Below are 24,419 nucleotides of genomic sequence, written 5' to 3' on the forward strand. Positions count from 1 at the left end.
ACGTATACCCTTCTTATGGATATCTTTGCTGAGAACTAGTTAACGACGGAGGTTCGGACGATGAAGTACGCAATGGTGACGACTCCGGGCGATCTTTTTACACCAGCCGACCCTGGATTCCCCGTCAAAATAAACACATGGGGCATTAACTTTGCGGGGGTGATTCAGCAAGGAAATACAGTGCTTCATCTGGAATTTGCAAGGTATCCAGCTGATCCACATATTCCAGGTGTCCCCCTTTAACCTATAAAAAATAAGAGCTGCCCAATTAAGGACAGCTCTTATTTTACTTCACATACACAAAAGCTTCATTTGCTGTTACATAATATGTTTTTCCTTTACTATTGTGAACTTTATATTGTATTGAACTATCTACACTTACTTTCGCATCAATAGTAAACCCTAAACCTGCATCTACAAAAACAGCCACGTCTTTATCCTGCCAAGATGGAGTATTGTAGAAACGTAGATTGTTAACTTTAGAAACAACGCGCTTTCCAACAATCGAAGAATCCACTGTGCTTTCTTATCGAGTAGCAACAGATACTTCCGAAAGATATGAACTAAATCGTAGTAGGGGTTATATTCACAGCTGTAATTTTACAAGTTGAAATAGCAAACCTAACGGTTGTAGTTGTATTTATAGGTAATGTCCCTAGTACTATACCAAGTCCTGTTTGTTCCACGCTAAAATCTGCTGCAATAGAACCATTACTTGCTAAAAGACTTACTGTAGATCCGATAAACGCATCCAGTAATTGTCTAATTGGTCGTTCACGACATTCACACTCGCATCCTACATCGACGGGTGGAAGTAATGTTATAGGTGGTCCTGGTGGTAAAAAGCCTACCCCTGTTACATCAGAAATATTAACCACGAAGGTTGTGGTGCCATCTGTAACTGTAACTAAAAAATCATTCACGGAAGTGATAGTAAATAGAAAGAAAAGTGGGGGCGTGTTGGGTGTGTCTGCAATAGTGCCAAGAATCACAGTTTCTCCAATAAGTTGTTGTAAGACGCTTTGCATAGGTAAAACACAACAATCACAAAGACAACCTTCAGTTGCACCTGTCGGACCAGTCATCCCTGTTGGGCCTGTCTCTCCTGTTGGGCCTGTTCCTCCCGTTGGGCCTGTCTCTCCTGTTGGACCCGTTCCTCCCGTTGGGCCTGTCTCTCCTGTTGGACCCGTTCCTCCCGTTGGGCCTGTCTCTCCTGTTGGACCCGTTCCTCCCGTTGGGCCTGTCTCTCCTGTTGGACCCGTGGGACCGGTTGGTAAAGTAAATGGTGGGATTGGGGGAAGTGTAGGGCCAATTAAATTTGGATTTAATGCATTAACTTGAAGTATCCCATTTATTTTTTGTATTTCATTTTTATCAAACACATAACTACCTCCTATGAGTGTACTACACTGTAGTAATACAGTTATCTTACATATACATAAACTTCATTTATCGTAATATAATATGTTTTCCCTATACTATTGTGCACCTTAAATTGTAGTGAACCGTCCACATTTAACTTCCCATCAATTGTCTCACACAGCTCAACATGAACGAATCTTGCATTTGCTGCCGGACCTGCGCCCCATGCTCGATATTTTATAGATGCTATTTGAACCTTTTTATCCCAATCAACTGCATAGTGAACAAATGCTGACCGAAAAAAAGAGCATGCTCCAGGGATAAGCAAGAACAAAAAAAGATGTCCTAGTAACACCCCTAAGACATCTCCTTCATTTTATTTATCTTATACATAAATAATCTAAATTTCCAGATTCTATACATGTCTAACAATTAAACAATCATTAGATAAATCTTCTACCTAAAACATCGTATTATCATTAGCCGCCTCACTTGGGATCTCCTGTATTACATCCCAGTGTTCAACAATCTTACCATTCTTTATACGAAATATATCCACTATAGCAACTCCCTTATCTTGAGAATTAGCTCGAGAATGTACATGAAGAGCAACTGTATTTCCTTCAGCTACTACACGTTTAATCTCTGCAGAGGAATTAGGATTTTTAACAAAATCCTCCTTAAAGAAATCCATGAAGGATTTTCGTCCATCAGCAACAAAAGGATTATGTTGCTGATAATCTTCACTTACATATTTAGGAATAATATCGATATTATGTTTATTAAAAACCTCATTATAGAAATCTACTACCATTTTTTTATTCTTTTCTTTTTCTGTCACATCATTTTTTGATACTGATGCAACATTCTCGCTCTTTATTGCGTTACCTTTGTTTTTACCTGTGGAAGCTTGAAATATCAACGTCGACACAATTCCTAAAATAAACACAGAAATAATTATTATTATTAAATTTTTCTCTAATTTCATATATCCTTACCTCTTCTAATCATATAAATTATATTCCATATCATACTTGAAGAAGGAGAAACCTTCGTCAAAATGTGATATAAGGGGTAATGTTAGTAAAATCTGTTTATCCTTACACTACTCCTTATACAAGGTATGTTAGAAACGATTTACTCTAACTCAATACCTCATTAACAGTTGCACTGTCCACAATTTGAATAAACTTCTTAACCTTATCGTTCTCATCAAACTCATAAAGATGACAGAAATCTGCTATAAATGATTTCCCTGTTGCTTTATATGTGCCACTATATTTCCCATAAACGATAACAGTATTATTATTAAATGCATAAACGTCATCTTTTGCACTATAGTTATCCCATTCAGTGCCAAGACGTTCATGTACATTTTTCACTACTTCATCTGGACCTATATAAGTCCCCGCATATGGGAACCCAGCAGCTTCTGTCCAAGATACATTTTCACTTAAATACGTTTTGAAAGCATCTAATTTTCCATCGCCAGTTAACACATACGTTTCATGTAATAGTTTTTGATATTTATTCATAGCATTAACCCCAAGGCATTTCTTTTGTTACAACTTTTGCACTTAATTCTAATACACCTTTATTTGCATATCCTGGATATGCTGCTTCAAGTTTCGCTACAAAATCTTTTGAAGTTTTACTTTCCTCAGAAGCTTGAACCGCAGTTCTTAGATAATCCATTGTCGCAGTAAGTGCTTGATTATTTAAGGATTTTTCGATTGATCCATGGCTAGGTACAATTATGTCAGCATTTAATGCCTGTAATACTTTCAAGTTTTCAATCCATGCCTCCATGGCTGCTTTTGAGCTAGTATCCGCTAAGAATACATGTATTTCGTTAAATACATCAATACCACCAATTAATAGTTTTAGCTCTTTATTAAATAAGTTAGTTCTGTAATGATCTAAGCCTACGAGTTCAAATGTTAACCCCTGAAAATCAATAGATTTTTCTTTAAACACTTGAGGTAATACCACGTTGCTTGGTGCATTTTCTCCAAGTACGTCTTTCCAAACTTTTAATTTCCCTAAGACAGAATGAACAATGTGTTCAACTGTAGACTCTGTAGCATACGCTATGGCTTCTGGGTAAGCAGCTTTAATAATCTCTAATCCAAAGTAGTAGTCTGGATCTCCATGAATAATAAAAATTTTATCTAGAGATAAGTTGTTTTTTTTCAGATAATTAACAATTTCTTTCGAATCAGATTGAGTAAATTTTGAATTTATTAAAAATGCATGTCCCTCTTTCTCAACTAAGGTTGCAGTGACCATAAAACTTTTTTCGTCCGAACTAAACACTGTCAATTTCACATCTTTTTGATTTGTATCGATTGTTTTAAACATAGAATGTTATTCTCCTTTTGTTAAAGTTATTAAATAGATAACACATTTTTATCTTGTTCCGACAGAAGCTCACTCTTTAAAAACAAATTGAAACTATAACTGTTATAAGAAAGATTTAATTCCATCCACTTCTAGCCTTCTTTAAACATCAAATGTTATATACCTTAACCTAAAATTCCTTAATATAAATTTTTAAAACGTGCTTCAATTTTATCTGGCGTCATTACTCCACCACCAATAGGGATAATTCGATTATCCTTTTGTAAAAGCAAAGAAGGATAACTATTAACACCAAGCTGTCGAACCTTATTGAAATCATTTTGTACATCTACAATTGTTTCTTGAGCGTTTAAACGTTCAAGTACTTGTTCAGGGTTCAAACCATGCTCAATTGCAATCTTACGATATGTTTCAGGGTCACTCAGACTTTGTCCCTCATAATAAAACGCTTTTTGCATAGCCGAAGTGAATTCTAACAAACGGTTTGGCGCTAATGAGCGTAAAGCTGAAAAGCCAATTGCAGCATCTGTCGAATTCATTTTAAAAGTCCCTTCTTCCACCAATTTTTGATATGAAGGACCAAATTCTGCACCTGTAAGTTGATTAATTCTTTTATTTCCCTCTTCTATATATGAGAAATTTTTCATTGGTAAATTATCTAAAAATAACCCTCCACATAAAACCGTTAACGGCACTTCAGTGTGTTTTTGGTAAAATCCTTTAATACTTTCTGAAAAGCCATAGCACCATCCACAATATGCGTCCCATACGTATATAAGGTTATCTTGTTTTGTCTCCATTTAAATCTCCTACCTTTATTTTTATTAGCCAGTCCAGCTATCACTTAAAATTCTTAGTTAACTTTTTGGTTTGTAAAAGTACATCTTTTTTTATATCTTGTTCTTTTTTGAGGTACCTTACTACTTTTTTCACAAACTAATCCTTCCAAAGAAAGGTTAACTAAGATTTTTAACAAAAGATATCGCTGCACATTATTGCCCCAAAGCAGAAAATACTACAGTTCAAAATATGCATTGCTTTTAATACCTTAGTAACTTTTCTACACCGTGCGGCAGCGTGTGGACCACCATCCTTAATTAAATATATAAATCATATTTTTATTTTAAGCAGATACCAGATGTAACTAACTTAATTACAACTATATGTAACTATTCTAGTTACAACCATGGTGGAAGTCAATTCTTTTTTACCAAAATCATTAATTTTCTACCTTTATGCTTTTAGAATTCTAGTATTAAAAACTTTCTTCTTATTCTTAAATTTGTCCTCCCCATCTTTCTAAGAATACTTCAAAGCTTGAATAGAATACCTTATGTATGCAGAATTACATATCAATCTCCATTGAAAACTATTCTCATTGTAACTATAATGGTTTCAGGGAATGGTATTTTCATTTCCTTTTCAAATCTCGCAATATATTAAAGGAGGAACTAGCATTATGAAAAAAGTTATTTTATCAGGGGCATTAGGAATTGCAGTACTATCAGGTATGAACTTACCAGGGGCAGAGGCACCAAAAGCGAGTGCAGCAACTACAAATTTAGAAATTCAAGAAGTTACAAAATATTACTCTATGAGTTCTTATGAAGTGTCTCAAAAGGAAACATTTAATCTCAATAAAGGAGAAGAACTTACAGTCTTTGTACAAAATTCTGGGTTCCCAATTTCTTATACGGTCTTTGATGCAGATAATCAAATAATCGGCACCTACAATGCTAATTCACCATATGGTCGCGTATTCAAAGCACAAAAAGATGGTAATATTTCTGTACAATTTCAAGCAGGTGCAAATTCTTCGTACATGAAGAAGATGAATTTCACAGCTAAATTTGCAGTTTCTAAGCTTAACTAACAATCAAAATTTCATTATCCTCTTTCAAAAAATTAAAAAGGTATATCCTTTCAACGGGATATACCTTTAACTTTAGTGAATTTTATATTGACCTGATAATTGTTCTTGCGCCATACGCATTAAACGTTTGGTAATTTCTCCACCTACTGAACCATTCGCTCGTGCTGTTGAATCCGGTCCAAGGGTAACACCAAACTCCTGAGCAATTTCATACTTCATTTGTTCAATTGCACTTGCTGCAGCTGCTACTAAAATTTCATTTGAATTATTATTTTCACGAATTTGCATTCCTTACACTCCTCCACTGATTTTAGTAATATTATGTTTCATTTACGAAAAAATATGTAATAATCTCCAAAACAAAAAAAGACACCTGAAGATGCCTTTTTTCAATATGTTCATGTAACGCTTAATTTGTTTTTAACGAATTCCCCGAAAGAATTCTCCTTCCTCAAGCGTGTGAAGGGCGTAGCCCAACGGTAGGTGGGAGATGAATTTCGGTTTGGCATAGCCAAAAACTTTTGATAAACTAGCTATATGAAGTTCTTTGATAACTTGATATATGAGGTTGCAGGAAGAAAATAGAGTGCGAAAACCAAGCCATTCGGTTCCTGCGTAAAATATCAACCGTACCAAAAGAGCGTCCAACCTTTGGACATCTAGGGATGGAACACCCCGAAGTAACGCTCAGGGAGACGAAAGGTTGCTTTCATCGTGGAACTGAGAAACTCCCACTTCAAGCTTTGCTAAGTGGCGAGTAGTTCACTTGTTAAAGCAAGTAAAGGGTCCACTGAAGTACTTTCCTCCTCATGATATACAAGTTACTACAATGCTCTCCAATGTAATCATAGTTCAAAGATCTGTGCTTTTATAAGTCTAGAATTCCCATAACTTCTTTCGTAAATAGCTTAAAGTCTTTTAGATGTTTTTCAATAATTTGACGAACAATATCTAAGTTTACACTTTGATAATCATGAACAGCAATATTTCGAAACCCAACCATTGCTTTTAACTTACTTGCCAGTTCTGTACTAAGTAGATCTGCATCAACCAACAAATCAAATGCCTCTCTACTAGATTGGGGTAGTCCCAACTTCTTCCCTGCAACAATATGCATTGCTAAATCAATACTTGCTTCGCATGCTCTTTGAATATTTAATATTATAGAATCTTGCTTTGTATAATCCTCTAAATTATCAGGGTTATTTCCATATACCTCTTGAATTCTTTTTATACAACGCTCTATTGTAGAAATTTTATTCAAAATAACTTCATTCTTCATATATAGAACCTCTTTTCTTTATATCCTCAAATACGATTTTGCGTTCCTCATTCAATTTTGAATACATTTTTAAAGTTTTCATTTCAAAAATTGTTTTTCGCTCTTCATCCGAACAAAATATTGTCTTTCCTGTATGTATAATTTGAGCTTGGAAAACTGTAGAAGCTTCTGATAAATCAACTAAATCAACATCTCTATGAACAATATCCGCTAACTCCTGTGCTAATAAAAAACGTTCATAATTCCCTAATTTTATGTCACTTAAATAAGCTATATCAATGTCACTATCATCTCGTTCTCTGTTTTCTGCTGTGGATCCAAATACAATTATCCAATAGGGATTCACGGTCTCTTGTAATTTTTCTATAATAGCTGTAATCATGCTTTGAAAAATCATTTTATTCATCCCCCCTTATTATACTTGAATTTTATTATATCATAACCATTACCCAATCTTTTAAGCTGCACTACTACATAATTAAATTAAACCTTCTTGACGCTTAAAGCACTTTAAAATTATAGATTTTTTTGCTAGGAGAATCCCCTTGCAGGACTTAGTCCGCTTTTAGTGATAGGATTAAGACCTAATACTGTAAACAGAAAATTTAAAGTTCTTGTAGGTATAAATCTTATATCATTATTTAAAATGCTATAACTGCACAGATTTATAAACCTTTATATTTTCCTCATTTAAATACACCAGAAAGGTGTTAGAATCATATCCTCAATTATATATAGAAATATAGTATGTCATAATGTTATTTCATTTTTGAAGTTTTCTTTACAAAATTCTTAATTTCTTTTAATGTTTTTCCACTAATATTATCTTTGATGGTTGAATCTATTTCATTTTCAATATAAAAAGTTTTCTCTTTAACCTTTACCTCAAATTTATATTTATTTTTATCCCAATCTATTAAATTGCTTTTTAGTTGCGCAATATCCCTTAAATCAAACTGAATCATAAAAGGTTCTAAAGCTGGATAAAAATGTCCAAGTTTACTATTCTCTTTTAAAAAAACTATATATGTGTCACCAGATTTAGGTTTTATATACAATGGATCTTTGTTTTTTACTTTTTTTGTAAACACTTTCGTAGCACCTTTCAGAATTATTCCATTGTCATCAATAACTTCATTACTTTCCTCTAATACGAGACTTTCTGAGTATCTATGATTTATTAAAATTTTATTCTCTACAGAGTCCCCTTTTAAAATTTCTTTAACATGAAAACTAAACAGATGGCCTTCGACATCTTCATCTTGAATCTCATATGATGAATTGTTTGCCATATTCCATTTAGAGTGTAAACCGTCATATTTACCTAGTACAATTACATCTGCTTCTTCTACCATTTCACTTAAATGATTTGTAGTTTTGAATGTCTTACTTAATACTATAGTTTCAGAATTCGATGAAACATTAGACACTTCTGCTATGTCTGTATTTGACCAAATTGTTTTACCAATAATAATTAAAAAAGTAAATATTAATAAACATAGACTCCATTTTATTACTTTATGTTTATACATTATAATAACGTCTCCTTAAAAGATATTTTATACCATTTTCTCAATATAAATATTCCGAATTTTTAAAAAATATTAATTCAAAACAAGATAATGATGCTATAATTCTCTTGTTAAAAATAATCTTTGGAGGGATAATATGAATTTTAGAAAAGGGATTACTGCATTTTTATTAGGTAGTGTGTTTGTCTTTTCCAGCGTTGGAGTTTCAGAAGCTTATGTAAAAGAAGGATGGAAGCTACCTTCAAAATCAGCTACATATAAGTGGGGAGACAGATTAGACGATGGCTCCAGTATCATTAAATCCGGTTGGCAAGCTGCAGATTCAGCCTGGTACACTGCTTCTCGTATTAACTTTACAGTTTCTTCTTCTTCTGTGAACAAATTAAACTCTTGGTTTGAAAGTTCCTCTACTTATTATGGAAGAATGAACACAACTTATAATACATCCACTAAAAAAGTAACGAAATTCGCTGGTGATATTAATGCAGGGAATACAAATATTACAAAATCTAATGTTGCTAAAAGTACAGGAGTACATGAGTTTGGTCATGCAATAGGAATAGGTCACAACAGTGGCACTTCAATTATGAACAGCAATCGTAATCGTACTACTATGCATGTCCCTCAAACTGACGATAAGAATGGTGTAAATGCAATCTATTAACAGAAAAAGGAGATGATTTCTTAATGTTAAGTAAAAAAGCAAAAACTATAGTAATTGCAATTCCTTTGGCTGCAGTGATTGGTTTTGGAGGATATTCAGCATATAATAGTCACTTCTCCAATGTTGCTGGCGAAGATAAGAATGCTGAAACTGTCATTCTCAGTAAAGATTTCCCTGCTACAAGTGATTTAAATCAAATGATTAATGAAGCCGATCTAGTTGTAATCGGTGAATATGAAGGTCTTGACTCTAAGTGGAATATGGCACGTAATCCAAGTAATCCATCGGAAGAGGACAAAGAAAACTATGTTGAAGGACATCTATATAATTTCAACATTTCCGAAACAATTAAAGGTGTGAATGAAAATAAACAAATAAAAATCAATCATCGTTTCGCTGAAACCGTAAAACTTGAAGATTCTAATGCAGTTGTTGCACCAGATGGCACAGTTACAAAACAAGCTACTAAGGTAACTACTAAAGAGGTTCAAAATAAGGATCCTTTATATATCGAACCTAAAGTTAATAAAAAATATATGATGTTTTTAAAGAAAGATCAATTATTTGGAAACTACTACGGAGCAATTGAACCATTTGCAATTACTTTTGATGAAAATAACAAAGCTGACCTTCAAACAAACATAGAAACTATTAATGAAAGTAAGATGTCTTCCAAGGCAGAAATTGCAGGTAAAACAATTGTATTGAAAAATGAAATACATGAAACTATTACTGACAATATTAGCGGTAAGACCCTTAATGAATTAAAAGATCAAGTAAAACAAAATGTTAAGTAATAACCATAACTTATAATAATTTATCCTAATTCATACGATAGTAAGAATTAATTTATTAAAGTTGTCAAAAATTAAATACAAATTATCTTGAACTACCCCTACTTTCACATCGTTTAGAATTTTGGGATGAATGTCATGAAATAATAAAAAAGAAAGGGCTTATCTTTAAGTAATCCTTAACATAAGCCCCTCATTCTATCTAATTATTTAAACACCATTCGTTTCCATCACTCTATACAGCAATTTCTATAACAATGGATTACCTATTTCAAATAGTGAAAACTAAAAATTAGTTGAAAAATTAAACGTTTATGCAGTTGGTTGGACTGCACTATTACCACCAATTGCCGTTATGCATATAATTGAAAAAATAGTTCATTTCTAAATTTATAATGAGTCTACACTGAATATTATATAAATGTAGATATAAGACACTTCACTACACTAAAAATATCCAGAAGTACTTTCCTCCTCATATGGTTATAAAGTACAACAGATAGGCTCTTATGCTATTACACATAAGATCCTATCTGACTAGTATTATAAACAACTAGTTATATAAGATTCTTTCATACTAAATAAAAGGTATCTCTACAATTATTCTGGGAAAATGAAGCTAGAGTTCCCTTCACTATTAGCTGAATCCTCTTTTGGGAATGTAATAGTAGATCCTTCATTTCCCTTATTTCCATTATTTATTTCTTGTTCCTCAGGAAATACAATGGAAGAATCATTACTTAAGTTTGGTGAAAAACCAAGTTTAGATAAAATGGCTTTTAAGTCAGGTAAAACACCAATTTTATCAGAAGTTGGATCATTAGATTTCGTTCCGGTGCTAGAATCACTTAAAATATCCCTAAGCTGGCTTGATGTATATACTTTTCCCTGATTATTTTTCGCAATTCCTTGAATTGATACAGCAGCACCCGCAATAATAGGTGATGCACTAGACGTTCCGCTAAAGCTAGATGTATATAGATTTGTCATAAATTCACGTGGTTTGGCATCTGTTGTGTCTACTGCATTACCCCATCCATAAACATCTACTCTACTACCGTAATTAGAGAAATATGAACGTTTATGAGGGACCCTTGCAGAAGCTGCCCCAACCATAATTGCCCCTGAATCTTTAAAATCAGGACTATTACGATTTAAAACTTGTTTACCATTACGGTCTCTAAATTGATCCAAATCATTTCCGCCGTTTGCACCTGCTTCAATAATAATAATTCCCTTATTTGCTCCTATACGAATTGCATCAAATATATCCGGTTTTACTTCTACAGGAAGATAGTTCTTATCTCCATATCCATCGTAAGTTGCTTGAGCTTCTAATAAAAGGATATCCCCAGCTTGTATATTGTTAACTGCACTTAATATAGCATCTGCTGTATTATATCTACCGTTATCTCTAATCTGAGATACAACTTTCACCTTAGCTTTTGGTGCAATCCCAATTCCGCCTATGTTATTATCTTCTGCAGAAACAATCCCTAAGACCGAGGTACCATGATCATGATGTTCACTCTTATTCTGGCCGGATATCAATTCGATATTCTGATTCACTAAATCTTCATGACTAAATAACCAGCCATACTCCATATCTACAAAAGTTGTTCCTTTTCCATCTCCACCTTTTATACCCCAGGCATAAGGTGCATTGATTCCTAATGGTGCTGGTTCAAGGTAACCTTGCCTTGTAAGTCTAGGCTCATCATATGGATTAACAGATAAATTTGGTAAACGCTCTTCTGGTGGAGCTTGTTCTTCCTGTAAATATGCCGTTTCAACAAGAGATGATTTCTCAAATTTTACAAGCAATGCTTGTACATCAATATTACCTTGGGTTTCTACAATATAATAGTTTAGCAAATTAGAAGAAATATGATCAGAGTCTTTTATTTCTTCACCTAAATTTTTAATTTCTGTAGGGTTTAAAGAACTAAAAAGTCGATTTATAGTTATATTTGGGTATTCGGCTAAAATTTTAATTAATTCAGGGTCTTGTTTTTCTTCTTTAATAAATTTTTCTATCCCATCCTGATATGGTAAATTTGCTTCATTTTTAAATTTCAAAATTAATTGTTTAGTAACTTGCTTATGTACAGTAGAATTCAATTGCTTATTTGAATAATTATAAGTAGCTGCGTAGGCAACTTCTGATTTTTCACTTGGAAGTATACCACCTACCCCATTAAATGCTGTTAATGCAATTGAAGAAACTAGAATTCCCTTAAAAATTTTCAAATCGTGCACCTCTTTTAATTTATATATGATTATAAAAAACTATAGATTACCTAACTTCTTTTTTATACAAGCGTCTTATATTTAGGGTTATATTTTCAACTCCATTCATTTTTTTATATTCACTTATATATCATTAATACAACTAGTTAATACCATCAAATCTATTACTTTAATTGCATTATTGTAACCAGTATAGTTACAACTATAATAAATAGTCAACCTTATTTTTTATGCAATTTCGCATTTTAACGAATTCTTCGAAAGAATTCTCCTTCCTCAAGCGCGTGAAGGGCGTAGCCCAGCGGTAGGTGGGAGATGAATTTCGGTTTGACGTAGCCAAAAGGCTTTGCTTTTTATTTTGCCTCTGATATAATCAGTCTTATAAAGTAAAAAGGTTGGTATATCAATGAAATTAGACAGCAATAATCATTCAGTGTTCTTGTTGTATTATCATCTTGTGTTGGTCGTGAAATACAGAAGAAATGTGTTTGATGACGATATGTCAGATTATGCAAAAGACATGTTTATCAGGTTATCCGAGAATTACAACATAACACTGGTAGAGTGGAATCATGATGTAGACCATGTTCATATTTTGTTCAAGGCACATCCGAATACAGAAATGACAAAATTCATCAATGCTTATAAGAGTGCAAGTTCTCGACTAATCAAGAGAGACTTTCCACAAGTGAAAACGAAACTTTGGAAAGAGATGTTTTGGTCAAGAAGTTTTTGCTTACTAACTACTGGTGGTTCGCCAATAGATGTAGTAAAGAAATATATTGAAAATCAAGATGAAAAGTGAGGTGAAATGATATGACAAAGCATAATAAAGCATATAAATTCCGTTTGTATCCAACAGAAGAACAAGCATATCTTATGCGTAAAACCTTCGGTTGTGTACGTTTCGTGTATAATAGAATGTTAGCAGAACGGAAAGAAGCGTACGAAAAATACAAAGATGATAAGGAACAACTAAGGAAACAAAAGCCTCCAACTCCCGCGAAATATAAAGCAGAATTTGATTGGTTAAAAGAAGTTGACTCATTAGCTCTGGCAAATGCTCAACTACACTTGCAAACTGCCTATAAGAATTTCTTTAGTGGTCAAAATGACTTCCCAACATTCAAAAGTAAAAAAGACAGAAAGTCTTATACAACGAATGTAGTAAACGGAAATATTATGTTGCTTAATAGTCATATCAAATTGCCAAAACTGAAAATGGTACGTATCAAACAGCATAGAGAGATACCACAAGATTATATGATCAAGTCATGTACGATTTCTATGACACCTACTGGTAAATACTATGTGTCCATCTTGACTGAATACGAAAAAGAGATTGTACAAAAAGAAGTAGAAACAGTTGTTGGATTAGACTTTGCGATGGATGGATTATATGTTAGTTCTGAGGGTGAGAAAGCCAATTATCCTAAGTTCTATCGTAAAATGTTAGACCGATTAGCAAAGGCACAACGAGTATTAGCAAGACGCAATAAAGGTTCTGAGCGTTGGAATAAACAACGTATTCGTGTAGCTAAGTTACATGAGAAAGTAGCTAACCAACGTAAGAATTTCCTTCATCATGAGTCTAAAGAGTTGGCTACTAATTTTGATGTTGTAGCTATTGAAGACCTAAACATGAAAGGAATGTCGCAAGCACTTCATTTTGGAAAAAGTGTCGCTGACAATAGTTGGGGAATGTTCACTTCTTTTTTAGCTTATAAACTATACGAACAAGGAAAACAACTTATGAAAATAGACAAATGGTTTCCTTCCACAAAAACATGTAGCAGTTGTGGGAATGTAAAAAATATGTCATTGTCTGAACGAGTATATTCTTGTATATGCGGTGTAAATCTCGATAGAGATTATAACGCAGCTATCAATATCAAAAATGAAGCAATACGTCTATTAGCGTTAGCATAAATAGCAATAAAATAACCTTTGGAACAAGGGAGTTAGCTCGGCTGTCTTAGGACGAATTCGTTAGCTATCAAAAGTAACGACTAACCGAGAAGCCCCCACTTCAAACAGTCCGTTAGGACGTTAAGTGGCGGGTAGTTCACAGAGTGTATACTTCTATCAACTTACTCCTAATTATTTTAATTTGAGTCTTATTCTCCTCATATTAAACCGATCTCTTATTTAAGTATAAAACCTTTACATTTTAAGAGAAGTTGGGCTTCTATCATTTTAAGTAATTGCATATATGTAATTAAAGGCATATAAGGGGGATTGAAAAATGGTAATTTCAAGACAAGATTCCTGGACTAACGATAACGATTCACTTCTCGCAACAATAGTACTTCAAAATATTCGTGACGGTGGAACACAATTAGTTGCATTTAAAGAGGTAGCTAAGCAATTAGCTAGGACACCTGCTGCTTGCGGATTTCGTTGGAACTCATGCGTACGAAAACAATACGAAGAAGAAATACAACAGGCTAAACAAAATCAAAAAACTGGAAATAACAAGTCCCCCATCCAACAAACAAAAGAAACAAGCTCTTTATCTATTACATTAGATGACATTATTATCTTTCTACAAAATTATAAAGCAGTGAGTGAAGTGAACGATTTACAACAGCAAATTGAATATTTAACGGCAGAGAATAAATCCCTTCTCCAACGGTTAACTACATACGAAGAAGAGTATCGTATGTTACTTAACCATATCGATAAGGCAAGAAATCTGATTGTAGTCGACTAAGAAGAATCAAATTAATTTTTATCATATTAAAACCGTAGCCTGTCAAAATTACTATGTATGAATTAATTTCAATACATTATAAATGATAATAAGAAAAGCGCACGTTTATTGTTAATAAACGTGCGCTTTTCTTAATTCATAAAATAGAAATTTTTTTCAACTCGATAACACTTTTAAAATTAAGATGTTTGTTTTATAGGTATCTGTTTGCTTCTATTCTCAACAAGTTTATCTAATAATAAGTAAACAAATCCAGACATAACACATCCCACACCTAAGATTGTAAATAATATATGCCCTAGAAGATGCTCCAGTAATAAACCGCCTAAAAGAGGCCCTAATATATTACCTGTAATCCACTGCAGATTAGCGGCTCCCATATAAGTACCCCTCAAATGTTCTGGAGCTAAATTAGCAACGAAAGTCATTTGGACAGGTGACATAATCATTTCTCCTAAAGTATAAACTGTATAAGCTATTAATAATGAAACTAAAATAACTAAATCGTTTGTGTTTATTACTTGAAACCACTTTGGTAACCATCCTATTGCCAAAAGACCAATACCAAAAAGAATTGCGCCATATAGCATTGATTTCCCAATCGATTTGTGAGTTAACCATTTTGAAATGGGAAATTGAAAAAAAACAACTAATAGGCCATTTAACGTCATTAAATATGGGAATGGATTACTATTTCCAAAAATCATTGTCTTCTCATTACTAAAATGAAGCGGTAACATACCTTCCGATTGCGAGAATCCCATAAATATAATGATTCCTGTAACTATATAGAAAAGTAATATCCTATCCCTTATAACAACTCTTAATGTGGATCTTATTGAATTTCCAGGTGTTTCTTTATGTATCATGACATTTTTAGGTTTTGTTTCCTTTAAAAACAGTACCATTAATATTGTATAAAACAGCATGGTTCCAGAAGTAATCAAAAAGATAACATCTTTTGATACAACTACAACTGCTGCGCCAATTATAGGACCTATCGCTGCTCCTATATTATGAGCCATTCTAAGTAATCCATATGCCTCAGTTCTTTTTTCTGGTTCTGTTACATCCGTAACCATTGCAGATGCGGCTGGTTCAAAAAAAGAGTTACATAACCCTAAACCGATAGATAAGATTGCATATGCTATAAAACCATCTATGAACAAAAAAAACAGCATTAATAACCCATTACTAGCCATAGAGAGTACCATAGTTGGTTTCCGGCCATAAGTATCTGCTATATGTCCTCCAATTAACGAGCCTATACTTGCTGCAATTGGAGATAAAGCTATGATCACACCTACCTCAAGCAAAGAATCTACTTTATCCTTTAAATATAATGCGAAAAATGGCATTAACATCATCATTGCAATACCATTTAAAGCTTCTCCAATAAAGCGAATCCATACATTAAGGTCCATCCCCTTGAACTCTTTCCATGTACTTCTCATATATACCTCACCTATGCTCACTGTATATTTTTTATTACGTAAAGAGCTTTATAACACTTTTACCAAAATCTAAATTTAGCAAAATAAGCTACCAATTCATAAAAATACTTATCTTTTGATAAAATAATATAAACTCGTACCAATAATCTCCAGTGCATCTTGCATACGTTGAGCCGAGATGTTCTCTAAAACGGTATCTTGAGGTGTATGGAAAACCCTTTCAACATGATAAATAAGAGGATCCCAACTCTCTACATCCATCCATATAAATAAAGCAGAGGGAATTCCAGCTTGGTTAAATGGTACATGATCACTAGAATCAAACTTTCCAGTTAACACAACCGATTTCCTCAATTCTTTACTAGTAGCTACAGCAGTATTTGTTACTTCATTTTGAGAGCCATCTAACGTCATTGCATATAAATCCTTAGCCTGATGATAACTTGTTGCAATCATATCTGCATTAAACACTCCTCGAATACGTGTTTTGTCTTTAGCAGATAACTGATTAACATAATGATAAGCTCCTAAAGATTCATTTTCTTCCGCTCCAAAAGCAATAAATTGAATTTCTTTATTAGTCTCTATATCCTTAAAATTGTAAGCCAACTCTAATAAAAGCCCTACTCCAGAAGCATTATCGTTTGCTCCAGGTGCCCCGATAACACTATCATAATGAGCACTCATTATTGCTACTTCCTCATCACCTGTCGTATGTTTAGGCTTTTTTTTCGCAATAACATTTAATGAGCGCAAATTTACTTCTTGCTTTGCCTTTAAACTGACTACATTTTGATTATGTAATAACTTTTCTTTCATTCTAATCCCCTGATTATAGGCAAGTCCAAATACAGGTATCGATTGTTCCTTTTTTAAAATTGGATTAAAAGCTTCTCCATAGTTCCCTCTATCCCCAATCGTACTATATAACAACACACCTTTTGCTCCCTTTATCGCTACATGCTCAACCTGTTCATTATATTTTTCAATAGTATCGGCTTGTTCTAATAATACTATTTTCCCATGGATTGACTCAGATAAACTATTAATATTGGTCTCTTTTCCTATAAAAACTACCGAGCCAACCACCGGATTTTTAGATATAAATGCATTAGATGCTGCCCCAACCTGCCAATCTTTTTCCCCATACATACTAAAAGAAATACTTCCAATATATTGATCAGGTACAGGAAGTGCTTGATATTCAACCTCATACCCTAATTTCTGCAATGTATCTCCAATGTATTTAGCTGCTCTATGTTCTTGCATAGTCCCACTTGGCCGTGGACCAATTTTTTCAGAAAGAAAACGTATATGTTCAATGGCACGACTAGCACGAACTTGTTCTGTCACAGGAGAATACAGATTATTATTAACCATAGCATTTACTTTTACTGGTTCTCCATATGGATTACTAAAAAAGAAAAGCAATAGAATTCCAAAACTTACAATGATTTTTTTTGTAATAGCTAATTTTTTCATTTGTCCTCCCTTTTATTAGAAAACATTAATAGTAAAACCTTCCCTTCTAACATACTTATTTAGAAGAAAAGGTTCACTAAAATCATCTCTAACTTAAATTACTTGATATGATATTAAACCAGTAACTCTTTTTATATCTTTAAAAAATTCGAGTTTGCTTGTATGCCAGTAATATTCTTTTGGAACCAATTAAGAGTCTCCCATGATTTCACTCTATTTGTATAATCAGTCTCCTGTACTTCGAATACAATTCCTATATTTCTACTTGAAACTTGATTCTTTACTTTTAATAAAGTTTCATGTAATAAATGTTCATTAATAGAACCATTAGTCGGACTTTCTCCCTCAAAGCAGCGTACCTCACTATAAGGAATCGTCAAATGTTTAAAAGAACTAAAATGTAAATGTTTGATATGATTCATTAAATTTATATACTTATGAAAGTCTTTATACTCAATTTCCTCTTGTCTTAATAATTTAGAAATACCTAGACGTGTAAGATAAGTGATAGACCAATGGCATATATCCCACGTTATTCCAACATTAGATAAATCTAAATTTACCAAGTCATTAAAATCTTCTGGGTATACAAATATAGGATCAAAGTCATCACCTAAGTTTCCAATGATGGGTAAGTTTTCAACACCTATCCATATATTGGTTCCTTTTATTTCCTCATCTATCATTTTAAAGAACTCTATAATTCTTTTTCTATTATCAATAAGATTATAAGTTTGAAATTCTGCTATGTTCATAAATTGATTAGCATGAACTGTTATACCTGCTGCGTTATATTTTATAGCAAGATTAATAAACTCATATAACTGTTTTTTTATAAATTCACTATTTAAATAGTCTGCATTATCAGTTGGAAAATGCAAGGTTAATAAAGATGGATTAAGTGTTTGAACAAAAGAAAGTACATCTGAAAACTTTGTTGTATATGACTTATCATGTAAAGATTCTCCATCAAAAATATTTGCTTCTAATCCATAACCTTGTTCAACCCATTTTAAATCAATTTGTTTGCTATCTAATCCAAAGAATGGTACCTGCGGTATTAACATATTCTCTTCACCTACCATGTTCCTCTTACTAACATAAATGCTTCAGCCGCTTTATATCCTGACTTTGCTCCCCATACAAAAGCATTGTGCTTCATTGCTTCTATTGAACGTGGGTGAGGAAATTCCCTTAACTCCGATTCATAATGTTTCATCGCATTTAATTTTGTCTCCAAATGTTCTTCAATATTTACGAAATAATTGGGAAGAAACTTATCTTTCTCATTATAATTCCACTCAGTAGAAGATAAGGTTTCATATGCAAACACCCATTTAATATTACTATTTGGTAGAGGTCGTGTAGCTGTCATCACTGCTCTATAAACAACAGTATGATCGATATTTATATCTCCACCGTATTGAGTATAAATAATCGTAGGGTTTATTTTATTAATGTGCTCTTCAATTTCTTTTACAACATCTAGTAATGGCAATGTATCAAGACGATTATCAGGAAAATCTAACCTCGCAAAACTTGTTACACCAAGTGTAGTACATGCCCCCTCCGTTTCTTTATAAGACAGGCTCTTAACCTCTAAATCTAGTTCTCTGTATTCTTTAGATCTCGAAGATTTCCCCTCTGCAAGGATTACAACATGTACATCATCACCTTGTTCCACGTGTTTTGCTATTGTTCCACCAACACCAATAATTTCATCATCCGGGTGCGCAGCAAATACAAGTACATTCATATGATTTTAAACTCCTTTAATTAATTTTTCTGTTTCCTCTGGACCACAATTTAATAAAACATCTAGCATAGATAAATGCGGTATAAACTCTCCAAATAACTGTGGGTAAGAATACTCTCTTATCCTTTGGTATATGATTTCTATATTTTCATGCTCAAAATCACTTTCTATTAAATAATCTTGACCTAAACTTCCAGAATAATAAGTATTGGCATTAAACTTTTGACAAAGCTCTAATACAAAATCACTTTTTTTCCCTGTAATCCCCTCTAGCTCTGATGCATAATATAATTCCGTATCAATATTTAATTCTTGAATAATAAAATGAATAAAGTTCATATTCATACTATTGAGATTATCCCATTTTTCTGAATAAAAATTTTCTAGATAATCCTTGTATACATTGAAATAGGGCGCATTAGAGTAATTAATTCTTATTGTCTTCCAATGCTTTCGCTCCCAATCTTGTGTATTGTCTATCTTTAACTTATTCAATGGGATTTCTTTATAATTTTTCATTTGCATCGGAACCGTTAACCAGGATACTCCTTGGGAAGTTTTAATACGATTTCTATTTAAAAAACCTTTCTTTTCAAATTGTGCTATATCATGAAATACAAACACATCCGATTTATGAATTTTTTCAAAAAAACCATACCAAGGTAAATAACTTGGTTGGTGGCCACTAATAATCATAGTTTAAATCCTCTCTTTTAAACAAAAACATTTTTTCAAAACTGCTCCCCAGTATATCTTTGGTCTAGCAATCCCTTTATTATGTGAATATCCTAAATCCGCATACTTTAATTTATTATGAATTGCTAATTCAAACGCAACATTTAGTAGTAAGTATGAAGATTGTGTATTTTTCCCTTTGATATTATTAATATTAATCCAGTAATATAAAACTTGTTTATCCATTATAAATATACTGGAACTAATTAGTTCTTCTTCTAAGAATGCTCCTAAGAAAAGGATCCTTTCTTTTAAATTAATAAATAAATAATAAAAAAACTCTCTACTAAATGAATAACTCGCTCCTATACTGTTATTATGTTCCTGATATAAATTGTAAAATTCATCTAATTCTTCTAAGGCTATAGGCCGAATTTCAACATTCTGTTTACGGGCATATCTAACACTTGTCCTAGCTTTTCCTGAACACGATGTCCATAAATCCTCAAAATTATTTGGTAGATCTAACATATAAGTTTCTTTATACTCCCACTTTTCATCACTATAACTTTGAAAAGGATTTATTGTTATAGGTAATAAAAGTTTTTGAATTTTATTTTCAAACTTCCTATTTATTATCGATTCATAAAATGCAAAATCTATTTTATCTTGGCCAATGATTACAGGGCCTCCATAACCAATTAAACTTCCCAGCACCCTACCATCCTGTACATATATAGGAGATAAAACTACTGTATCCCTTGTTTTAATTAATACTGGAAAAAATTGAACACCAGGTAATAATTCCATTAATTTTCCCCATTCATAACAATGGAATACAGAACCATTATATTCTTCCATACAAGCATCCCAATATTGGGCATCAGTACATATTTCGATTTCCATATAATCACCTTTTACTTCTTTTTCTCTAAATATATTAGAATTTGACTACATATATACTTAAGGTCTTTTTTCCTTAACGGATATTTAAAAGGTATTGATAATACTCTTGACCATAAAAATTCTATATTTTCTGACTCAGTGGCGTACTTGGAAAATATAGGGATTTCACTTAGAGGTAGATAATTCCAACAAGTTTGTATTCCTTTTCCAGCCAAATATACGGAACATTCATATCTATCAGATGGTTCTTTGAAAATAATAGTGAAATAGTTCAAATATACATTCTGAGCTGAAAATATAATCTTTACCCCGTACTTTTCTTCAATTGATTGCAGCATCGTATAACACAAACTAGCATTATATATATTAATTTCTAAAATCTTTTTCATTCTATTTAAGTGTCTATCAATTAGCAATGAACGTAATGTGGACATTGTTTTTGGATATATAACTTCCGTTTCCTCTGGCAAAGAATCCAATTTGCTATCATTATAGGAAGGAAGAATTCCTAACTTTTCCCAATAATCAGTAAATAAACTCAGTAGCCTATTCTTCTTGATTCTTAAAGCTAATTGCGTTTTGAGGTGGTTTTTATAATCTAAAAACACTTCTGCCTTCTTTTCTTCATCCATGTCACACAAGTCATTTACCGTACGATTAAGAAGTAACGCTCCTCCCCCTATACTCGGGATGGGTTTAGTTCCCCCAAAACTTAAAATTCCAATGTCACCTAAACTACCAATTGATTTTTCATTTTGATAAGAGAACATTGCTTGTGCTGCATCATCAATTATATAAATATCATTGTCTCTGGCCCAATTAATAACTTCTAAATCTTCATGACATCCATACACATGTGTAAGAATAATTGCTCTTGTATTTTCATTTGAATATTTTTTTATTTTATTAAGAGAAAGTGAGTAATCAGTAGTCAAATCAATTAATACAGGTTTTGCTCCTACTGTTAATACAGCCTCTATTACATTAGGACAATTAAAATTTGATAAAATTACTTCATCCTCTTTTTTTATGTTTAGATACTTTAACCCTGCTACTAATGCCGACGAACCACTATTAGTTAATATAATTTCGGAATTAGGGTAGAGAGTTTGTAAACTCTCTTTTAGATTAGAATGATTGGATCTATATATACTTTTCAAAAAATATATATGATCAAATACACTCCAAAAAGAAGGATATATTGGATACTTAATTTTTTTAGGATTTTTAGGATATAGATACTGTGTTTCCATATTTCTCCTCTATTATTTTCTCTAATCCTCTATTTAATGAAATAACCGGCTGATAGTTTAATAATAATTGAGCCTTCTCTATTGAAGGTATTCTTCTGAATATTTCAATATTAGAATCTCTTACTCCCTCATCCCCTAAATTAAGAAATTCAATTTCACTTTTGTTTCCCATTAACTCATTGATTTTCCCCGCTAATTCCTCCATAGATATAGGCTTGTTATTTCCTATATTAAAATCTGCAAAATTCTCTCTTTCATATTCAAATGCTAATATCGTTCCGTTAACAATATCGCTAATATAACTAAAGCATCTAATTTGCTGCCCGTCCCCATAAATAGTCATATTTTCGCCGTTATGAGCTTGTTTTAAAAACTTAGAAATCACAAAGTTTTCATTTTGTTGTGAACCGTATACATTAAAATAACGTACCACTCTGACTTTAAAACTATTATTAGCATATTCTTTCAAAAAATCTTCTGACATTAATTTAGCTTTTCCATAAGCTGATTTGGGAATTTTGACATCATTTTCTTTAAACGGAACACTCACACCATCCCCATACACCTCAGAACTAGAAGAAAATAATAACTTACCTATTCCATTTTCTATACAAACTTCTACAATATTTTTCGTGCCTTCAAAATTCACCCTTACTACATCTTCTTCATTTGAACGACAATTATCAACACCTACTAATGCAGCTAAATGTATGACCCCATCCACATTAATAAGCTTTTCTCTTAATGTCGCAATATCTAAGATATCAATTTCTTCAAAAGGAACATCAATACTTGGTTTAAATTTATCAAATATAATTACTTCATAACCTCTTGCTATTAACTCCTTTGTAACATGTTTACCAATAAATCCACCGCCACCAATAACTCCTATCTTCATAAATATTTACCTCCCTACCTTTAATTGGTATAAACTTTTTAAAGACGTAACGATATGTTCAACCTCATTTTCTGTAAGTGCACTATACAATGGTAATGAAATAATTTGATCAAATACTTCTTCTGTTTTGGGTAAATGTACATTAAATCTCTCTTGATAATATGGATGCATATGAACGGGAATAAAGTGAACACTCAGCCCAATATTTCTCTTTTTCATTTCTTGAATCATCTGATCTCTACTGATAGGAGAATTAGGATTAATCTTTATAACAAATAAATGCCATGCATGTTTTATACTTGGATTGTTTACATAGTTAGGTAATGTTATATACTCTTGGATTTCTTTTAATTCCTTTTGGTATATTTCCGCTATTCTCCTCCGTTTTTCAATCATTTCATCAGCTCTTTTTAACTGACTAATCCCTAAGCTAGCTTGCAGATCCATCATGTTATACTTAAATCCAGGTAATAGAACATCATAACGCCAACTTCCTTTTTCGCCATAACGATTCCATGCATTCTTGGTGATACCATGCCAGCCATATAATCTAGCTTTTTCAGCAATCTCCTCATTTTTAGTAACTAACGCTCCACCTTCACCTGTTGTTATATTTTTGGTAGCATAAAAACTAAAACAAATAATATCTCCATGTGTACCAATCAAGGTATTATCATATTTAGTCCCTAATGCATGCGCCGCGTCCTCTATCAAAAATAACCCGTGTTCTTTACATAGCTTTTGAAGTTCTTGTAATTTGGCTGGGTATCCAGCAAAATGAACAGCAATAATTGCTTTAGTTTTTTTAGTAATTTTTCTTTTAACATCATGAAGATCAAGACATAAATCCTCTTCATCTATGTCTACAAATACTGGTTTTGCACCTACATGCATAATAACGTTTACACTAGAACAAAAAGTAAAACTTGGAACTATTACTTCATCTTCTACTCCAATTCCCAAAGACAATAATGCTAAATGCAATGCGGCAGTCCCTGAATTGCAACTTACTACATGTCCAGTATTTAGATATTCTTTTAAACTCTCTTCAAACTCTATCACTTTTGGCCCCTTTGAAAGCCATCCAGACTTAAGAGCACGAATAACTCCCTCAACATCTTCATCATTTATTTCTGGTCGATAAAAAGGAATAAATTCTACCAT

At 32.7% G+C, this 24,419-nt stretch carries 25 protein-coding genes and 3 pseudogenes; 8 read left to right on the top strand and 20 right to left on the bottom strand.

Annotated features, from left to right (window positions below):
- Nucleotides 1–60 precede the first annotated feature (60 nt).
- Nucleotides 61–243: a hypothetical protein gene (locus NSQ08_RS28140; RefSeq protein ID WP_340780468.1), complete on the top strand. Its 183-nt coding sequence runs from the start codon at nucleotides 61–63 to the stop codon at nucleotides 241–243.
- A 43-nt stretch (nucleotides 244–286) separates the two neighbouring features.
- Here the strand turns inward: NSQ08_RS28140 and NSQ08_RS28145 are convergent.
- From NSQ08_RS28145 to NSQ08_RS28175, 6 genes and pseudogenes are all read right to left on the bottom strand, one after another.
- Nucleotides 287–526 (bottom strand): annotated as a pseudogene (locus tag NSQ08_RS28145) (N-acetylmuramoyl-L-alanine amidase); the annotation flags it as partial.
- A 37-nt stretch (nucleotides 527–563) separates the two neighbouring features.
- A pseudogene (locus NSQ08_RS28150) lies at nucleotides 564–1,696 on the bottom strand (exosporium leader peptide-containing protein).
- Between the two features lie 126 nt (nucleotides 1,697–1,822).
- On the bottom strand, nucleotides 1,823–2,350 hold the full coding sequence (locus tag NSQ08_RS28160) for a nuclear transport factor 2 family protein (RefSeq protein WP_340780469.1): 528 nt from the start codon (nucleotides 2,348–2,350) through the stop codon (nucleotides 1,823–1,825).
- 154 nt (nucleotides 2,351–2,504) lie between these two features.
- Nucleotides 2,505–2,897, bottom strand: a complete 393-nt coding sequence (locus NSQ08_RS28165; RefSeq protein ID WP_340780470.1) for a nuclear transport factor 2 family protein — start codon at nucleotides 2,895–2,897, stop codon at nucleotides 2,505–2,507.
- Nucleotides 2,898–2,901: 4 nt separating this feature from the next.
- On the bottom strand, nucleotides 2,902–3,723 hold the full coding sequence (locus tag NSQ08_RS28170; protein ID WP_340780471.1) for a cytoplasmic protein: 822 nt from the start codon (nucleotides 3,721–3,723) through the stop codon (nucleotides 2,902–2,904).
- 179 nt (nucleotides 3,724–3,902) lie between these two features.
- Complete coding sequence (locus tag NSQ08_RS28175) at nucleotides 3,903–4,523, bottom strand: DsbA family protein (protein ID WP_340780472.1); 621 nt, start codon at nucleotides 4,521–4,523, stop codon at nucleotides 3,903–3,905.
- 659 nt (nucleotides 4,524–5,182) lie between these two features.
- On the opposite strand from NSQ08_RS28175, the gene NSQ08_RS28180 reads away from it, so the two are divergent.
- Complete coding sequence (locus NSQ08_RS28180) at nucleotides 5,183–5,596, top strand: hypothetical protein (protein WP_340780474.1); 414 nt, start codon at nucleotides 5,183–5,185, stop codon at nucleotides 5,594–5,596.
- Nucleotides 5,597–5,668: 72 nt separating this feature from the next.
- Here NSQ08_RS28180 and NSQ08_RS28185 read toward each other — a convergent pair whose 3' ends face one another.
- From NSQ08_RS28185 to NSQ08_RS28200, 4 genes are all read right to left on the bottom strand, one after another.
- A complete protein-coding gene (locus NSQ08_RS28185; RefSeq protein WP_340780475.1) occupies nucleotides 5,669–5,884 on the bottom strand; it encodes an alpha/beta-type small acid-soluble spore protein in 216 nt (71 codons plus the stop codon).
- A gap of 580 nt (nucleotides 5,885–6,464) precedes the next feature.
- Nucleotides 6,465–6,878 (bottom strand): type VII toxin-antitoxin system HepT family RNase toxin, encoded by a 414-nt coding sequence (gene hepT, locus NSQ08_RS28190; RefSeq protein WP_000787552.1) that lies wholly within the window; start codon nucleotides 6,876–6,878, stop codon nucleotides 6,465–6,467.
- Nucleotides 6,868–7,275, bottom strand: coding sequence for a type VII toxin-antitoxin system MntA family adenylyltransferase antitoxin (gene mntA / locus NSQ08_RS28195; RefSeq protein WP_000577218.1), 408 nt, complete (start codon nucleotides 7,273–7,275; stop codon nucleotides 6,868–6,870). The genes hepT and mntA overlap by 11 nt, the downstream gene beginning before the upstream one ends.
- A gap of 361 nt (nucleotides 7,276–7,636) precedes the next feature.
- Complete coding sequence (locus NSQ08_RS28200; RefSeq protein ID WP_340780476.1) at nucleotides 7,637–8,410, bottom strand: hypothetical protein; 774 nt, start codon at nucleotides 8,408–8,410, stop codon at nucleotides 7,637–7,639.
- A 136-nt stretch (nucleotides 8,411–8,546) separates the two neighbouring features.
- On the opposite strand from NSQ08_RS28200, the gene NSQ08_RS28205 reads away from it, so the two are divergent.
- The 3 genes and pseudogenes from NSQ08_RS28205 to NSQ08_RS28215 all read left to right on the top strand — a co-directional run.
- Complete coding sequence (locus tag NSQ08_RS28205) at nucleotides 8,547–9,074, top strand: matrixin family metalloprotease (RefSeq protein WP_001011319.1); 528 nt, start codon at nucleotides 8,547–8,549, stop codon at nucleotides 9,072–9,074.
- A gap of 23 nt (nucleotides 9,075–9,097) precedes the next feature.
- On the top strand, nucleotides 9,098–9,871 hold the full coding sequence (locus NSQ08_RS28210; protein ID WP_085313274.1) for a cardiolipin synthase: 774 nt from the start codon (nucleotides 9,098–9,100) through the stop codon (nucleotides 9,869–9,871).
- Nucleotides 9,872–10,130: 259 nt separating this feature from the next.
- Nucleotides 10,131–10,256: pseudogene (locus tag NSQ08_RS28215) on the top strand (DUF3221 domain-containing protein); the annotation flags it as partial.
- Between the two features lie 212 nt (nucleotides 10,257–10,468).
- Here the strand turns inward: NSQ08_RS28215 and NSQ08_RS28220 are convergent.
- The gene (locus tag NSQ08_RS28220) at nucleotides 10,469–12,118 is read right to left on the bottom strand and encodes a S8 family peptidase (protein WP_340780477.1); all 1,650 of its coding nucleotides are present in this window, start codon (nucleotides 12,116–12,118) and stop codon (nucleotides 10,469–10,471) included.
- A gap of 406 nt (nucleotides 12,119–12,524) precedes the next feature.
- Here NSQ08_RS28220 and tnpA point away from each other — a divergent pair, with 406 nt between their 5' ends.
- The 3 genes from tnpA (at nucleotide 12,525) to NSQ08_RS28235 (ending at nucleotide 14,831) form a co-directional block, all read left to right on the top strand.
- Entirely contained in the window at nucleotides 12,525–12,923 is a 399-nt protein-coding gene (gene tnpA, locus NSQ08_RS28225) for an IS200/IS605 family transposase (protein ID WP_113937393.1), read from the top strand.
- A gap of 11 nt (nucleotides 12,924–12,934) precedes the next feature.
- Nucleotides 12,935–14,047 (top strand): RNA-guided endonuclease TnpB family protein, encoded by a 1,113-nt coding sequence (locus NSQ08_RS28230; RefSeq protein ID WP_340780478.1) that lies wholly within the window; start codon nucleotides 12,935–12,937, stop codon nucleotides 14,045–14,047.
- Nucleotides 14,048–14,363: 316 nt separating this feature from the next.
- The gene (locus NSQ08_RS28235) at nucleotides 14,364–14,831 is read left to right on the top strand and encodes an RsfA family transcriptional regulator (RefSeq protein ID WP_340780479.1); all 468 of its coding nucleotides are present in this window, start codon (nucleotides 14,364–14,366) and stop codon (nucleotides 14,829–14,831) included.
- Between the two features lie 179 nt (nucleotides 14,832–15,010).
- On the opposite strand, the gene NSQ08_RS28240 is transcribed toward NSQ08_RS28235, so the two are convergent.
- The 9 genes from NSQ08_RS28240 to NSQ08_RS28280 all read right to left on the bottom strand — a co-directional run bounded on the left by NSQ08_RS28240 (nucleotide 15,011) and on the right by NSQ08_RS28280 (nucleotide 24,419).
- Entirely contained in the window at nucleotides 15,011–16,285 is a 1,275-nt protein-coding gene (locus tag NSQ08_RS28240; RefSeq protein WP_340780480.1) for an MDR family MFS transporter, read from the bottom strand.
- 108 nt (nucleotides 16,286–16,393) lie between these two features.
- Nucleotides 16,394–17,767 carry a M28 family metallopeptidase gene (locus NSQ08_RS28245; protein ID WP_012259914.1) on the bottom strand — a complete coding sequence of 458 codons (1,374 nt, stop codon included), beginning with the start codon at nucleotides 17,765–17,767 and terminating at the stop codon, nucleotides 16,394–16,396.
- A 131-nt stretch (nucleotides 17,768–17,898) separates the two neighbouring features.
- Complete coding sequence (locus NSQ08_RS28250; RefSeq protein ID WP_012259913.1) at nucleotides 17,899–18,834, bottom strand: endonuclease; 936 nt, start codon at nucleotides 18,832–18,834, stop codon at nucleotides 17,899–17,901.
- Nucleotides 18,835–18,845: 11 nt separating this feature from the next.
- Nucleotides 18,846–19,523, bottom strand: a complete 678-nt coding sequence (locus NSQ08_RS28255) for a PIG-L deacetylase family protein (protein ID WP_012259912.1) — start codon at nucleotides 19,521–19,523, stop codon at nucleotides 18,846–18,848.
- Between the two features lie 6 nt (nucleotides 19,524–19,529).
- Nucleotides 19,530–20,219, bottom strand: a complete 690-nt coding sequence (locus tag NSQ08_RS28260; RefSeq protein WP_012259911.1) for a WbqC family protein — start codon at nucleotides 20,217–20,219, stop codon at nucleotides 19,530–19,532.
- 3 nt (nucleotides 20,220–20,222) lie between these two features.
- A complete protein-coding gene (locus NSQ08_RS28265) occupies nucleotides 20,223–21,104 on the bottom strand; it encodes a peptidoglycan bridge formation glycyltransferase FemA/FemB family protein (RefSeq protein WP_012259910.1) in 882 nt (293 codons plus the stop codon).
- 11 nt (nucleotides 21,105–21,115) lie between these two features.
- A complete protein-coding gene (locus tag NSQ08_RS28270; protein WP_340780482.1) occupies nucleotides 21,116–22,357 on the bottom strand; it encodes an aminotransferase class V-fold PLP-dependent enzyme in 1,242 nt (413 codons plus the stop codon).
- Nucleotides 22,332–23,255, bottom strand: coding sequence for an NAD-dependent epimerase/dehydratase family protein (locus NSQ08_RS28275; protein WP_340780483.1), 924 nt, complete (start codon nucleotides 23,253–23,255; stop codon nucleotides 22,332–22,334). Before NSQ08_RS28275 ends, NSQ08_RS28270 begins: the two co-directional genes overlap by 26 nt.
- Nucleotides 23,256–23,261: 6 nt before the next feature.
- A complete protein-coding gene (locus tag NSQ08_RS28280) occupies nucleotides 23,262–24,419 on the bottom strand; it encodes a DegT/DnrJ/EryC1/StrS family aminotransferase (protein WP_012259907.1) in 1,158 nt (385 codons plus the stop codon).

The organism is Bacillus sp. FSL E2-8887 (genome assembly GCF_038007205.1).
Lineage (GTDB): Bacteria > Bacillota > Bacilli > Bacillales > Bacillaceae_G > Bacillus_A > Bacillus_A mycoides.

Bases quoted from the DNA above. Each gene is read 5' to 3' on its own strand.
- NSQ08_RS28140 (WP_340780468.1), top strand. From the start codon at position 61: ATGAAGTACGCAATGGTGACGACTCCGGGCGATCTTTTTACACCAGCC.
- NSQ08_RS28160 (WP_340780469.1), bottom strand. From the start codon at position 2,350: ATGAAATTAGAGAAAAATTTAATAATAATAATTATTTCTGTGTTTATT.
- NSQ08_RS28165 (WP_340780470.1), bottom strand. From the start codon at position 2,897: ATGAATAAATATCAAAAACTATTACATGAAACGTATGTGTTAACTGGC.
- NSQ08_RS28170 (WP_340780471.1), bottom strand. From the start codon at position 3,723: ATGTTTAAAACAATCGATACAAATCAAAAAGATGTGAAATTGACAGTG.
- NSQ08_RS28175 (WP_340780472.1), bottom strand. From the start codon at position 4,523: ATGGAGACAAAACAAGATAACCTTATATACGTATGGGACGCATATTGT.
- NSQ08_RS28180 (WP_340780474.1), top strand. From the start codon at position 5,183: ATGAAAAAAGTTATTTTATCAGGGGCATTAGGAATTGCAGTACTATCA.
- NSQ08_RS28185 (WP_340780475.1), bottom strand. From the start codon at position 5,884: ATGCAAATTCGTGAAAATAATAATTCAAATGAAATTTTAGTAGCAGCT.
- hepT (WP_000787552.1), bottom strand. From the start codon at position 6,878: ATGAAGAATGAAGTTATTTTGAATAAAATTTCTACAATAGAGCGTTGT.
- mntA (WP_000577218.1), bottom strand. From the start codon at position 7,275: ATGATTTTTCAAAGCATGATTACAGCTATTATAGAAAAATTACAAGAG.
- NSQ08_RS28200 (WP_340780476.1), bottom strand. From the start codon at position 8,410: ATGTATAAACATAAAGTAATAAAATGGAGTCTATGTTTATTAATATTT.
- NSQ08_RS28205 (WP_001011319.1), top strand. From the start codon at position 8,547: ATGAATTTTAGAAAAGGGATTACTGCATTTTTATTAGGTAGTGTGTTT.
- NSQ08_RS28210 (WP_085313274.1), top strand. From the start codon at position 9,098: ATGTTAAGTAAAAAAGCAAAAACTATAGTAATTGCAATTCCTTTGGCT.
- tnpA (WP_113937393.1), top strand. From the start codon at position 12,525: ATGAAATTAGACAGCAATAATCATTCAGTGTTCTTGTTGTATTATCAT.
- NSQ08_RS28230 (WP_340780478.1), top strand. From the start codon at position 12,935: ATGACAAAGCATAATAAAGCATATAAATTCCGTTTGTATCCAACAGAA.
- NSQ08_RS28235 (WP_340780479.1), top strand. From the start codon at position 14,364: ATGGTAATTTCAAGACAAGATTCCTGGACTAACGATAACGATTCACTT.
- NSQ08_RS28240 (WP_340780480.1), bottom strand. From the start codon at position 16,285: ATGAGAAGTACATGGAAAGAGTTCAAGGGGATGGACCTTAATGTATGG.
- NSQ08_RS28245 (WP_012259914.1), bottom strand. From the start codon at position 17,767: ATGAAAAAATTAGCTATTACAAAAAAAATCATTGTAAGTTTTGGAATT.
- NSQ08_RS28250 (WP_012259913.1), bottom strand. From the start codon at position 18,834: ATGTTAATACCGCAGGTACCATTCTTTGGATTAGATAGCAAACAAATT.
- NSQ08_RS28255 (WP_012259912.1), bottom strand. From the start codon at position 19,523: ATGAATGTACTTGTATTTGCTGCGCACCCGGATGATGAAATTATTGGT.
- NSQ08_RS28260 (WP_012259911.1), bottom strand. From the start codon at position 20,219: ATGATTATTAGTGGCCACCAACCAAGTTATTTACCTTGGTATGGTTTT.
- NSQ08_RS28265 (WP_012259910.1), bottom strand. From the start codon at position 21,104: ATGGAAATCGAAATATGTACTGATGCCCAATATTGGGATGCTTGTATG.
- NSQ08_RS28270 (WP_340780482.1), bottom strand. From the start codon at position 22,357: ATGGAAACACAGTATCTATATCCTAAAAATCCTAAAAAAATTAAGTAT.
- NSQ08_RS28275 (WP_340780483.1), bottom strand. From the start codon at position 23,255: ATGAAGATAGGAGTTATTGGTGGCGGTGGATTTATTGGTAAACATGTT.
- NSQ08_RS28280 (WP_012259907.1), bottom strand. From the start codon at position 24,419: ATGGTAGAATTTATTCCTTTTTATCGACCAGAAATAAATGATGAAGAT.